We start from the raw sequence: 12,673 nt of genomic DNA, 5'->3' as shown, positions 1-12,673 counted from the left end.
GGAAGACTGATGTCGTGGTCGCCGCCGTCATCGCCGATATCGTCGGCTCGCGTGAGCTCGAGGACCGTGTCGCGGCGCAGCGCGCGCTCGACGCGGCGCTCGCCGACCTTGCGGCAGCGGGGCCCCGGGCTGTGCGTGCCATGCTCCCGACCGTGGGCGACGAGCTGCAGGGGGTGTATCCCGATCTCGCAGGAGCCCTGGCGGCGACGTTGCTCCTCCAGCTCACCCTGCCCGAGACGATCGAACTGCGATTCGGCATCGGCCTCGGCGAGATCCAGTCCATCCCGTCGGCGGCGGGTCCGCTGTCGGAGGGGGAGGCGTGGTGGGCGGCCCGCGCGGCGATCGAGCACGTCGAGCGCCTCGCGCGTCGTGCCGCCCCGAGCGCGCGCACCTGGGTCGCCGCCCCAGACGAGGCCCCCGCGGAGGTTGCCGAGCTGGTGCGGGTCGCCAATGCCGGGCTGCTGGTGCGCGACCGCGCGATCGCTCAGCTCACTCCTCGCACCCGGCGCCTCGTCCGCGGGCGCTGGGAGGGACGCACCCAGCGCGAGTTGGCGGATGCCGAGGGGATCACCCAGCCGGCGGTGTCCCAGGCGCTGGCGACAGCGGACGGCGCGGCCCTCATCGAAGGGCTGCGCGCGCTCGGCGCCATGCCGGGGAGCGCCTGAGACCCCGCGCTGCGCATGCCGCAGCGGCTGAGACCCCGTCGCGCGCGTGCCGGGCAGCGCCTGAGACTCGAGCTGCGTCACCAGATCGCGAGCCGGATGACACCGGCCACCGCGCACGCCCACAGCAGGCTCGCCATCGTGCCGACGATGAACCGCTCGCGTGCGGCGGGGGTGGCGAGCTCCGTGAACCGGCCGACGCCCTTGAGCGCCACGACCACGGCGCCGACGCCGGGGAAGCCGGCGAGGATGCCGAGGGTCACCGACGCGCGTTCGAGATAGCCGATCGTGGTGCCCCCGCGCAGGATCTCCTCCTGCCGAGGCGGGGTCGCCGCGGCGCTGTCCGCCATGAGCTCGACCAGGATGCCGCCGCGAGGCCCCTCCACCGTGCGCCCGCCGTCGGCGACGCCGAGGATCCACCGGGTGAACGGGTTGCCGCCGAGCGTCGCGAGCGCCGTGCCGAGGACGGCGAGGACGGCGCCGAACAGCACTGGCACGTCGTACGGCAGCACCGCCACGACGATGAGGCACAGCACGACCAGTCCGCCCGCGACGCCGAGCGGTGCGGCCGCCGGCGTGCGCAACGCCACCGTGACGAGCACGAGCGCGGCGCACAGCGCGAGGTACAGGAAGATCGTCAGCACGGCGATGGTGATCGCCTCGGCCTGGATGTCCATGGCGTCAGTCTGGCACGGCCCTCGGACGGGGGCCGTGCCCGCCGCTGATAGCCTGGACCGCGTGTCTGAAACCGTCGCTGTGAGCGCTCTGGCGCCCGCCAACGACCCGTCGTTCGAGAACGTCTGGGACGAGATCGTGTGGCGTGGCCTGGTGCATGTGTCCACCGATCAGGAGGCGCTGCGCGCCCTGCTGGCGGGCGGCCCGATCACGTATTACTGCGGCTTCGACCCGACCGCGCCGAGCCTGCACCTGGGCAACCTCGTGCAGCTGCTGCTGCTGCGCCGGCTGCAGCTGGCCGGGCACAAGCCGCTGGGTCTCGTCGGTGGCTCGACCGGGCTGATCGGCGACCCTCGGCCCACCGCGGAGCGCACGCTCAATACGAAGGACACCGTCGCCGAGTGGGTCGGATACCTCCGTGCGCAGGTCGAGCGGTTCCTGAGTTTCGAGGGCGACAACGCGGCCCGCATGGTCAACAACCTCGACTGGACGGCGCCGCTGTCGGCAATCGACTTCCTGCGTGAGATCGGCAAGCACTACCGCGTCGGCACGATGCTCAAGAAGGATGCCGTCAGCGCCCGGCTCAACTCCGAGGCCGGCATCAGCTACACCGAGTTCAGCTACCAGATCCTGCAGGGGCTCGACTACCTGGAGCTTTACCGCCAGTACGACTGCGTTCTGCAGACCGGCGGCAGCGACCAGTGGGGAAATCTCACGAGCGGCACGGATCTGATCCATCGCGTCGAGGGCGCCAGCGTCCACGCGATCGGCACGCCGCTGATCACGAACAGCGACGGCACCAAGTTCGGCAAGAGCGAGGGCAACGCGATCTGGCTGGACGCAGCGATGTGCAGTCCGTACCGCATGTACCAGTTCTGGCTGTCGACGGCGGATGCCGACGTCGTGGACCGCCTGAAGATCTTCACGTTCCTCACGCGCGCTGAGATCGAGGAGTACGCCGCGTTGGTCGCGTCCGAGCCGTTCCGTCGCGCCGCGCAGAAGCGACTCGCCCTCGAGGTGACGACCTTCGTCCACGGTGCGGATGCCGCGGAGGCGGTCATCGCGGCATCCGAGGCGCTCTTCGGCAGTGGTGACCCCACCGTGCTCGACGCGCAGACGCTGCGCAGCGCGCTCGAGGAGCTGCCGCACGCCGAGGTCGCGCCGGGCACACCGGTCGTGCAGGCGCTCGTCGACACGGGCCTGGTCGCGAGCCTGTCCGAGGCGCGCCGCGCGATCGCGCAGGGCGGGGTGTCGCTCGACGGCGCCAAGGTCGAGGACGAGGCAGCGACCGTCGCGGGCACGCTTCCCGGCGGTGTGTCGGTGCTGCGTCGCGGCAAGAAGACCCTCGCGGGTCTGTTCGTCACGGGCGCCTGACCCGACGGATGCCGTTCACTCCCTCGCACGCCGTCGTCGCGCTGCTGTTCGTGCGCACGCCGCTGCTGCCGGCGGCGATCGCGATCGGCGCGATGACGCCCGACCTGCCGCTGTTCCTCCGTGGCACGCCGTTGAGCTATCAGGCGACGCACACCAACCTGCTGCTGTCCGGCCTGCTCGCGCTCGCCCTCCTCGTGCTCTGGTACGGGCTGCTGCGACCCGCGGTGCGCGAACTGTCGCCCGACGCGCTCGCCCGTCGCCTGCCGGGGGAGTGGGATGCCGGTCCGCGCGCGACCTGGCGCGAGATCGCGCGGGAGCGCCCTGCCGCCGTAGCCGCGCTCTGGATCGCCGTCTCGCTGCTGCTGGGCGTCGTGACGCACATCGTGTGGGACGCCTTCACGCACGAGGGGCGCTGGGGTGTGCGCCTCGTGCCGGCACTGGACGAGCAGTGGGGGCCGCTCGCCGGCTACAAGTGGCTGCAGCACGGCTCGAGCCTCCTGGCCCTCGTGATCCTGGCCCTCTGCGGGGCGCGCTGGCTCGCGCGGCGGCGACCGGCGGCATCCGTCACCCGCGCTCTCCCCGGCTGGATGAGGGTCGCGTGGTGGGTGTCGCTTCCCGTCGTGCTGGTGGCGGCGTGGGGAATCGGCCTCGCCGCATACGGTCCTCTGACGCCTTCGTGGACGGCGCAGCACCTTGCCTATCGCATGCTCCCGCCGGCATGTGCGGTCTGGGGTGCGCTGACGATCGTGCTGTGCCTCGCGGTGGCGGTCCGGCGGCGCGGCGCCCGCTGATCGTCGTTCGCAGCGCCGCGCGGTAATGTGAACGTGCACATCGAAGGCGAGGGCACTGTGTCCACAGGCGAGGAGCGGACGCGCACCGCGAGTATCCGCGATGTCGCGCGCGCCGCGGATGTCTCGTACCAGACGGTCTCGCGCGTCTTGAACGGGCACCCCTCGATCCGCCCCGAGACCAAGCAGCGCGTGCTGGATGCGATGGCCGAGCTGCGCTACCGCCCCAATCAGGCGGCCAGGGCGCTCGTCACCAGTCGCTCCCGAACGATCGGCGTCATCCTGGGTTCGCGCGGCGAGTACGGCCCGACCTCGAGCCTCGCGGCGCTCGAGGATGCCGCCCGCGCACGCGGGTACTGGGTCACCTCCGCCTACCTCGGCGACACGCGCCCCGAGGCGATCCGCGCTGCCGTCGACCATCTGCGCCGACAGGCCGTGGAGGGGATCGTCGTGCATGCGCCGCAAGTCCGTGTCTTCGATGTGCTGGAAGAACTCGACATCGGCATCCCGCACCTCGGGCTGCACACGGCGCAACGCGGCATCGCCGAGATCGCCGAAGACCAGGTGCACGGCGCGCGACTGGCTACCGAGCACCTCATCGGTCTCGGCCATGTGGAGATCGTCCACGTGGCCGGCCCGCAGGACTGGATCGAGGCGGAAAGTCGCATGCGCGGCTACCTGCATGCCCTCTCGGACGCCGACCTCCCGACGCGGCCCCCGATTCTCGGTGACTGGACGGCCGACTTCGGCTATCGCGCCGCGCTCGAGCTGTCGCGGCGACTCGATTTCACGGCGGTGTTCGCGGCCAACGACGAGATGGCGCTGGGGCTCTTGCACGGCTTCCGCGATATCGGCCTCGAGCTGCCCCGGCAACTGAGTGTCGTCGGGTTCGACGACATCCCGCTGGCCCGGCACGGCTGGCCGCCGCTGACCACGGTGCATCAGAACTTCGCCGGTCTGGGGGAGCGCGCGGTGGGGGCGCTGCTCGCGGCCATCGGCGGGAACGACGCGTCGTCGGATGCCGCGGGAGCCCCGCGCGCGGAACCCGAGGTCGCGCCGCGTCTGGTCGTGCGCGACTCGGCGGCGGGTCCGGTCGCGCACCGAATGTGACACTTCGGTAACGGCGCAGACGCGCAATTGACAGCGCGGCCCGGAGGGTGCACGATGTTCAAGCGATGTGAACGGTCACATCGTGAAGACGAGGAGGTCGCGGCCGATGACGGACGCAATGCCCATCCTGGAGATGCGCTCCATCACGAAGGAGTTCCCCGGGGTCAAGGCCCTCAGTGACGTGTCGATCACCGTCGCGGCCGGCGAGGTCCACGCGATCTGCGGAGAGAACGGCGCCGGCAAATCCACGCTGATGAAGGTGCTCTCCGGCGTGTACCCCTACGGCACCTACAGCGGCGAGATCTTCTTCCGCGGCCAGGTCGTCGAGTTCAAGGACATCCGCGCGAGCGAGCAGGCGGGCATCGCGATCATCCACCAGGAGCTCGCGCTCATCCCGGAGCTGTCGATCACCGAGAACATCTTCCTCGGCAACGAGATCGCGCACGGCGGCGTCATCGACTGGTCCGAGGCGCGCATGCGCGCCGTCGACCTGCTCGCCCGCGTCGGGCTGCGCGACGACCCCGACACGCAGATCAAGCACCTGGGCGTCGGCAAGCAGCAGCTCGTCGAGATCGCGAAAGCCCTCGCCAAGGAGGTCAAACTCCTGATCCTCGACGAGCCGACTGCGGCGCTCAACGAAGACGACTCGCAGCACCTGCTCGACCTCATCCTCTCGCTCAAGGGCAAGGGGATCACATCGATCATCATCAGCCACAAGCTCAACGAGATCGAGCAGATCGCCGACTCGATCACCATCATCCGCGACGGCCGCACGATCGAGACCCTCGATGTGTCGGCGGGCGGCGTCGACGAGGACCGCATCATCCGCGGCATGGTCGGCCGGTCGCTCGCAAGTCGCTTCCCCGACCGGACGCCGCACATCGGCGACGTGTTCTTCGAGGTGCGCGACTGGACGGTGCGCCACCCGCAGGTGCCCGAGCGCCTCGTGGCGAAACACTCCAACCTCTTCGTGCGCCGCGGCGAGATCGTCGGCATCGCGGGACTCATGGGGGCGGGGCGCACCGAACTCGCCATGAGCCTGTTCGGCCGCTCCTACGGCATCTACGAGTCGGGTCAGATCCTCATCGACGGCAACGAGGTCGCCATCAAGGACGTCAAGTCCGCGATCGACCACGGCATGGCCTACGTGAGCGAAGACCGCAAGGTACTCGGCCTCAACCTCCTCGACACCATCAAGCGATCGATCGTCGCAGCCAAGCTCAGCAAGATCGCCCGTCGCGGCGTCGTGGATCCGTATGCCGAGAACGACATCGCCGAGGACTACCGCAAGCGTCTGCGCATCAAGACTCCGAGCGTCGACGTCGGCGTCGCGAAGCTCTCCGGCGGCAATCAGCAGAAGGTCGTCCTGGCGAAGTGGATGTTCACCGACCCCGACCTGCTGATCCTCGACGAGCCGACGCGCGGCATCGACGTCGGGGCGAAGTACGAGATCTACACGATCATCCAGCAGCTCGCGGCGCAGGGGAAAGGCGTGATCCTCATCTCCAGCGAACTGCCCGAGCTCCTCGGCATCGCCGACCGGATCTACACGGTCTTCGAGGGGCAGATCACCGATGACATCCCCGCATCCGAAGCCACCCCCGAAAACCTCATGCGCAGCATGACCTCCTCCCGACCGAAGGCGAAAGCATGACCGACACCACTCAGACCGCGAAGAGCAAGGGCGGACTCTCCGACCTGCGCAAGATGTTCGGCTCGGGGTCGACAGGGCGTCAGTTCGGCATCCTCGGCTCGCTCATCATCATCATCATCGTCTTCCAGATCTGGACCGGCGGCACGACCCTTTCGCCGCAGAACCTCATCAACGTCGTGAGTCAGCAGTCGTACATCCTGATCCTCGCGATCGGCATGGTGATGGTCATCATCATGGGCCACATCGACCTGTCGGTCGGTTCGGTCGCGGCCTTCGTCGGCATCATCGTCGCCAAGTCGATGAGCGAGTGGAACATGCCCTGGCCCCTCGCGATCGGCATCGGCCTTATCGTCGGTGCGCTCGTGGGTGCCTGGCAGGGCTTCTGGGTCGCATACGTCGGCGTCCCGGCGTTCATCGTCACGCTGGCCGGCATGCTCATCTTCCGCGGCGGAAATCAGTGGATCGGGCAGTCGACCACCATTCCCGTTCCCCCGGAGTACGGATTCATCGGCGCCGGATACCTGCCCGAGCTCCCGCTGCCGCTCGAGTTCAACGTCCTGACGATGGTGCTCGGACTCATCGGCGTCGCGTGGATCATCTACAACGAGGTGCGTCTGCGCCGCCAGCAGCGCAAGATCGACAGCGACACGGCGCCGGTGTGGGTGTCGGTCGTGAAGGTCGTCATCCTCTCCGCCGTGATCCTGTGGGCGGCGTGGCTGTTCGCGACCGGCCGCCCCGGCACGAGCTTCCCGATCTCGGGAGTGATCCTGCTCGTCCTCGTGGTGATCTACTCGTTCGTGACGAACCGCACGGTGTTCGGTCGCCACATCTACGCCGTCGGCGGCAACCGTCTCGCGGCGAGCCTCTCCGGCGTCAAGGATCGGCGCATCGACTTCTTCGTCATGATGAACATGTCGGTGCTCGCCGCGGTCGCCGGAATGATCTACATCGGCCGCGCGACGGCGTCGGGGCCGCAGGACGGCAACGGCTGGGAGCTGGATGCCATCGCCGCGGTCTTCATCGGCGGCGCGGCCGTCTCCGGCGGCATCGGAACGGTGATCGGCTCGATCATCGGTGGCCTCGTCATGGCGTTCCTCAACAACGGTCTGCAACTGATCGGCGCCGGCGCCGACGCGATCCAGATCACGAAGGGCCTCGTGCTTCTGCTCGCCGTCGCCGTCGACGTCATGAGCAAGCGCCGCGGCGGCCCGTCCATCAGCGGCCTGCTCATGCGTCGCCGCGATCGAAGTGCCGAGATCGCCATACCTGTCCCCGCCGTCATCCCGACGTCGGGTACGAACGAGTCGAGCCAACCGGCCGACCTCCCCAAGGGGTAGGCACGAGACCGCCTCGTCTCACCCTCACCAGAGAAAGTGATGAATCAATGAAGAGAATCGCTCTTGCGGCAGCCTCCTTGGCCGCCGTCACGGCTCTCGCACTGACCGGCTGCTCCGGCTCCGGACGCACGGGCGGCGACGCCTCCGAGAGCGCGGCCGCCGGCTTCGCCGCCGACGCGTCGATCGGCATCGCCCTGCCGGACAAGACCTCGGAGAACTGGGTCCTCGCGGGCGACCTGTTCAAGGACGGACTCGAGGAGGCCGGCTTCAAGGCGGACGTCCAGTACGCGCCCGCGTCGAACACCGTCGCCGAGCAGCAGAACCAGATCTCGTCGATGATCACCAACGGGGCGAAGGTCATCGTCATCGGCGCCAAGGACGGCAAGCAGCTGGGCACCCAGCTGCAGCAGGCTGCGGACGCCGGCGTCAAGATCATCGCGTACGACCGCCTGATCGAGAACACGCCGAACGTCGACTATTACGTCGCCTTCGACAACTACAAGGTCGGCGAGCTGCAGGGCCAGGCCCTGCTCGACGGCCTCGCCGCCCGCTCGGGTCACGCCGCGCCGTGGAACATCGAGCTGTTCTCGGGTTCGCCTGACGACGCCAACTCCGCGGTGTTCTTCAACGGCGCGATGAGCGTCCTGCAGCCGAAGATCGACGACGGCACGCTGGTCGTGAAGTCGGGTCAGACCGACATCGCGCAGACGGCCACGCAGGGCTGGAAGGCCGAGAACGCGCAGAGCCGGATGGACTCGCTCATGACGGCCAACTATGCCGACGGATCGATCGACGGCGTCCTGTCACCCAACGACACCCTCGCCCGCGCCATCATCACGTCGGTGAAGGGCGCAGGCAAGGACATCGCGACGTTCACCGTGACGGGTCAGGACTCGGAGGTCGAGTCGGTCAAGTCGATCATGGCCGGTGAGCAGTACTCGACGATCAACAAGGACACCTCGCTCCTCGTGGCGCAGACGATCAAGATGATCCAGCAGCTCCAGAAGGGTGAAGAGGTCGACGTCAACGACACCGAGCAGTACGACAACGGCGTGAAGGTCGTGCCCGCGTACCTGCTCGACCCGGTGATCGTCACCAAGGAGAACGCGGCCGAGGCGTACGCCAACAACCCGAACCTCCTCGAGATCGTGAAGGCTGCCCAGTAAGCAGCGCGCACGCAGCACGACGGCCCCCGCTCTCCGGAGCGGGGGCCGTTCGCGTGGCGGGGCGGATGCCGGCGGTCACGCCCACGCCGGCTCGTCGCGTCCCCACGGGCGCGGCGCGGCGAAGGCGGTCGGGCCGCCGGGGTAGGACACCGCAGGGGCTGCGGTCGTGATGCGGACGCCGTCCACGATGAAGTCCTGAGTGTGACCTGCCGCATCCGCGAGGGGGTGCAGGGGAGTCTTCTCCGGCGTCCGCGGCAGGCCCAGCAGCTCGGCGGCGATCCGACGCAGCGACGTCGATGCGAGCCATGATCCGCCCTCACGACTGCGACGACCGAGGAGGTCCATCGCCGCGGAGGCCAGCAGATAGCCCGCGCTGTGGTCGAGTGCCTGCGCGGGAAGCGCGCCGGGCGCGGCGTCGTCGCCCTCGAGGACGGCGATGCCGCTGTCCGCCTGCACGAGACTGTCGAAGCCGCGCCTGTCGGGCTCGCCCCACGCCGTCAACTGCAGCACGACGACGCCCGGATGCCGCGCCGCGATCGCCTCCGGCGACAGACCGAGCGCAGCCAGGGCCGCGGGACGATATCCCAGCGCGATGACGTCGGCGCCGCTCAGCAGTTCCTCCCCGCGCGAGCGGCCCGCGGGGGAGGACAGGTCCAGCAGCGCCGACCTCTTGCCGTGACCGGTGTCGAGGTGCTGGTGCGCCAGCTCGGGGAGCCGCGGGGGATCGATGCGCAATACCTCGGCCCCCAGCAACGCCAGCGTCCGCGTCGCGACGGGTCCGGCGATGACGCGCGTCAGATCGAGAACGCGGATGCCGCGCAGGGGAGCGTCGACCCTCGGATCGGGCAACAGCTTGACCGGTCCCGCGCCCACGCGCTCGATCTCGACGAGGGGCGCTCGTCGGAGCGCTGCGTCGGCGCGGGGCGCCTCGGCGCGGACGATGACACAGAGTCCACCGGCTGCCGTGATCGCGGATGCCGCGGAGTGCGCGCTGCGGGTACGGAGCACCGCGGCCAGCGCGTCCCGACCAGCGCGATCGTCGGAGATGTCGGGCATGCCGAGCGCCCGCAGCAGCGCGGCGCGGTGATGCGGGTAGTTGGCATGCGTGCGCACGTAGGCGTCGGAAGTGGGGAAGAAGCCCGACAGGGGAGCGAACGCGACCGGAGCGCGGCCGTCGACACGCAGCCACCGCTCACTCGTGTAGGCGACGGCGACGCGATCGGCATTCACGGTCACGCCTGCATCCGCCCGCGCGAGCGCGGCGGCGGCCGCGCTCGCGCGCGTGACGGCGCGCATCGCGAGAGCGGCGACGTCGGTGCGCGCGGGGAGGGGGACGGGAGCGGCCATGGGCTCACGCTACGCGCACGACGGCCTGTTTTCCCGGCGCGATCAGGCCAGACGGGGCGGCGATCACGACGCGACACGCCCGGGATGCGAGCCGGACTTGCCGGATGCCCCGGAGTCAGGTAACTTATTACTTGTTCGCCCCACAGGGAAGAGCGAAGGGCCGGAAGGCCTCGCCCCCTCAAGCGGAGAACCACCCCATCCCAAACCTCTCGTAGAGAGAACAAGACCTTCTGGTCTAGGATGGGATCCCACTCCTCACCGCCGTGAATGAGTGCTGCTGGAGACGACAGAAACAGTCACAGCGGCCGACTTGACAGGCAGAGCGAGAAGGGATAAGATAGAGAAGTTGCCCGCCGGGCTGGCTTGAAGCCGAAACGACGGGGAGCCGATCTAGCTTCGTGAGATGCGCGTCATCGTATCCTGACTTCGTCAGAAACGCCGATTTGACAAGCGAAACACGAAGTATAAGATAGAGAAGTTGCCCTGCAGGGGAGGCCGAGAGGCTGAACGGCAGGAGCATCCGATCCTTGAGAACTCAACAGCGTGCACTTGTCAAATGCCAAAAAACCTCGATTCAACCTCGGTTGAATGAGATTCCTTTGGATCAAAGTCCGGCACTTTCGGTGCCGGCAACGGAAGTCAGTAATGACATCCCTTTGGTCAGATCAAACTCGCTGCTTCAGTCAATTTCCGGCTGATCGCGGCAACATTTCTTTACGGAGAGTTTGATCCTGGCTCAGGATGAACGCTGGCGGCGTGCTTAACACATGCAAGTCGAACGGTGAAAGCGGAGCTTGCTCTGCTGGATCAGTGGCGAACGGGTGAGTAACACGTGAGCAATCTGCCCTTGACTCTGGGATAAGCGCTGGAAACGGCGTCTAATACCGGATACGAGCTGCGAAGGCATCTTCAGCAGCTGGAAAGAACTTCGGTCAAGGATGAGCTCGCGGCCTATCAGCTTGTTGGTGAGGTAACGGCTCACCAAGGCGTCGACGGGTAGCCGGCCTGAGAGGGTGACCGGCCACACTGGGACTGAGACACGGCCCAGACTCCTACGGGAGGCAGCAGTGGGGAATATTGCACAATGGGCGCAAGCCTGATGCAGCAACGCCGCGTGAGGGACGACGGCCTTCGGGTTGTAAACCTCTTTTAGCAGGGAAGAAGCGAAAGTGACGGTACCTGCAGAAAAAGCACCGGCTAACTACGTGCCAGCAGCCGCGGTAATACGTAGGGTGCAAGCGTTATCCGGAATTATTGGGCGTAAAGAGCTCGTAGGCGGTTTGTCGCGTCTGCTGTGAAAACTGGAGGCTCAACCTCCAGCCTGCAGTGGGTACGGGCAGACTAGAGTGCGGTAGGGGAGATTGGAATTCCTGGTGTAGCGGTGGAATGCGCAGATATCAGGAGGAACACCGATGGCGAAGGCAGATCTCTGGGCCGTAACTGACGCTGAGGAGCGAAAGGGTGGGGAGCAAACAGGCTTAGATACCCTGGTAGTCCACCCCGTAAACGTTGGGAACTAGTTGTGGGGTCCATTCCACGGATTCCGTGACGCAGCTAACGCATTAAGTTCCCCGCCTGGGGAGTACGGCCGCAAGGCTAAAACTCAAAGGAATTGACGGGGACCCGCACAAGCGGCGGAGCATGCGGATTAATTCGATGCAACGCGAAGAACCTTACCAAGGCTTGACATATACGAGAACGGGCCAGAAATGGTCAACTCTTTGGACACTCGTAAACAGGTGGTGCATGGTTGTCGTCAGCTCGTGTCGTGAGATGTTGGGTTAAGTCCCGCAACGAGCGCAACCCTCGTTCTATGTTGCCAGCACGTAATGGTGGGAACTCATGGAATACTGCCGGGGTCAACTCGGAGGAAGGTGGGGATGACGTCAAATCATCATGCCCCTTATGTCTTGGGCTTCACGCATGCTACAATGGCCGGTACAAAGGGCTGCAATACCGTAAGGTGGAGCGAATCCCAAAAAGCCGGTCCCAGTTCGGATTGAGGTCTGCAACTCGACCTCATGAAGTCGGAGTCGCTAGTAATCGCAGATCAGCAACGCTGCGGTGAATACGTTCCCGGGTCTTGTACACACCGCCCGTCAAGTCATGAAAGTCGGTAACACCTGAAGCCGGTGGCCCAACCCTTGTGGAGGGAGCCGTCGAAGGTGGGATCGGTAATTAGGACTAAGTCGTAACAAGGTAGCCGTACCGGAAGGTGCGGCTGGATCACCTCCTTTCTAAGGAGCATCTGGCACCCTCGGGTGTCCAGGCGCCGGATCGAGACGAACGTTCTCGCCGGTTAGCTCATGGGTGGAACATTTGACGAGGTGCCGAGGATCGATCCTCGAGTCAGTACGACCTTCGGGTCTGGAAAGCTCGAGGCGAGAGAGCCAGCACATGCACGCTGTTGGGTCCTGAGGGACCGGATGCGCGAAAGCGCAACCAACCTCAGGACCTTTTCTGACGCCGGCAGCGCCGGCTGCGGAGAGGGTACCGCCCGTACTTTGAGAACTACACAGTGGACGCGAGCATCTTTGAACCGACGCAAGTCGGTTCAGAA

Annotated in this window: 9 protein-coding genes and 1 rRNA gene; 8 read left to right on the top strand and 2 right to left on the bottom strand. The window is 66.9% G+C overall.

Annotated features, from left to right (window positions below; all coding sequences use genetic code 11):
* The first annotated feature begins 14 nt into the window (after window positions 1–14).
* Window positions 15–665 carry a SatD family protein gene (locus JOD60_RS13735; protein ID WP_076691200.1) on the top strand — a complete coding sequence of 217 codons (651 nt, stop codon included), beginning with the start codon at window positions 15–17 and terminating at the stop codon, window positions 663–665.
* A 77-nt stretch (window positions 666–742) separates the two neighbouring features.
* Here JOD60_RS13735 and JOD60_RS13730 read toward each other — a convergent pair whose 3' ends face one another.
* Complete coding sequence (locus JOD60_RS13730; RefSeq protein WP_076691199.1) at window positions 743–1,339, bottom strand: hypothetical protein; 597 nt, start codon at window positions 1,337–1,339, stop codon at window positions 743–745.
* 61 nt (window positions 1,340–1,400) lie between these two features.
* On the opposite strand from JOD60_RS13730, the gene tyrS reads away from it, so the two are divergent.
* The 6 genes from tyrS (at window position 1,401) to JOD60_RS13700 (ending at window position 8,766) form a co-directional block, all read left to right on the top strand.
* Complete coding sequence (gene tyrS / locus JOD60_RS13725; RefSeq protein WP_076691198.1) at window positions 1,401–2,711, top strand: tyrosine--tRNA ligase; 1,311 nt, start codon at window positions 1,401–1,403, stop codon at window positions 2,709–2,711.
* 8 nt (window positions 2,712–2,719) lie between these two features.
* On the top strand, window positions 2,720–3,502 hold the full coding sequence (locus JOD60_RS13720; protein ID WP_076691197.1) for a DUF4184 family protein: 783 nt from the start codon (window positions 2,720–2,722) through the stop codon (window positions 3,500–3,502).
* A 27-nt stretch (window positions 3,503–3,529) separates the two neighbouring features.
* Complete coding sequence (locus JOD60_RS13715) at window positions 3,530–4,609, top strand: LacI family DNA-binding transcriptional regulator (protein ID WP_076691195.1); 1,080 nt, start codon at window positions 3,530–3,532, stop codon at window positions 4,607–4,609.
* 106 nt (window positions 4,610–4,715) lie between these two features.
* On the top strand, window positions 4,716–6,263 hold the full coding sequence (gene mmsA / locus JOD60_RS13710) for a multiple monosaccharide ABC transporter ATP-binding protein (protein ID WP_076691192.1): 1,548 nt from the start codon (window positions 4,716–4,718) through the stop codon (window positions 6,261–6,263).
* Window positions 6,260–7,600 (top strand): multiple monosaccharide ABC transporter permease, encoded by a 1,341-nt coding sequence (gene mmsB, locus JOD60_RS13705; RefSeq protein ID WP_076691190.1) that lies wholly within the window; start codon window positions 6,260–6,262, stop codon window positions 7,598–7,600. The genes mmsA and mmsB overlap by 4 nt, the downstream gene beginning before the upstream one ends.
* A gap of 47 nt (window positions 7,601–7,647) precedes the next feature.
* Window positions 7,648–8,766, top strand: coding sequence for a substrate-binding domain-containing protein (locus JOD60_RS13700; RefSeq protein WP_076691188.1), 1,119 nt, complete (start codon window positions 7,648–7,650; stop codon window positions 8,764–8,766).
* Window positions 8,767–8,841: 75 nt separating this feature from the next.
* Here the strand turns inward: JOD60_RS13700 and JOD60_RS13695 are convergent, their stop codons facing one another.
* A complete protein-coding gene (locus JOD60_RS13695) occupies window positions 8,842–10,113 on the bottom strand; it encodes a CoA transferase (RefSeq protein WP_076691185.1) in 1,272 nt (423 codons plus the stop codon).
* A gap of 713 nt (window positions 10,114–10,826) precedes the next feature.
* On the opposite strand from JOD60_RS13695, the gene JOD60_RS13690 reads away from it, so the two are divergent.
* Window positions 10,827–12,350, top strand: a 16S ribosomal RNA gene (locus JOD60_RS13690).
* Window positions 12,351–12,673: the final 323 nt, after the last annotated feature.

The organism is Microbacterium aurum, from assembly GCF_016907815.1.
Lineage (GTDB): Bacteria > Actinomycetota > Actinomycetes > Actinomycetales > Microbacteriaceae > Microbacterium > Microbacterium aurum.
Note: the sequence above shows the minus strand (reverse complement) of the source record. Positions and strands in the feature narration are given on the sequence as shown.

What these genes read in the sequence shown, in the direction of transcription:
- JOD60_RS13700 (WP_076691188.1), top strand. Translation starts at nt 7,648, where the DNA reads ATGAAGAGAATCGCTCTTGCGGCAGCCTCCTTGGCCGCCGTCACGGCT.
- JOD60_RS13720 (WP_076691197.1), top strand. Translation starts at nt 2,720, where the DNA reads ATGCCGTTCACTCCCTCGCACGCCGTCGTCGCGCTGCTGTTCGTGCGC.
- mmsB (WP_076691190.1), top strand. Translation starts at nt 6,260, where the DNA reads ATGACCGACACCACTCAGACCGCGAAGAGCAAGGGCGGACTCTCCGAC.
- mmsA (WP_076691192.1), top strand. Translation starts at nt 4,716, where the DNA reads ATGACGGACGCAATGCCCATCCTGGAGATGCGCTCCATCACGAAGGAG.
- JOD60_RS13730 (WP_076691199.1), bottom strand. Translation starts at nt 1,339, where the DNA reads ATGGACATCCAGGCCGAGGCGATCACCATCGCCGTGCTGACGATCTTC.
- JOD60_RS13695 (WP_076691185.1), bottom strand. Translation starts at nt 10,113, where the DNA reads ATGGCCGCTCCCGTCCCCCTCCCCGCGCGCACCGACGTCGCCGCTCTC.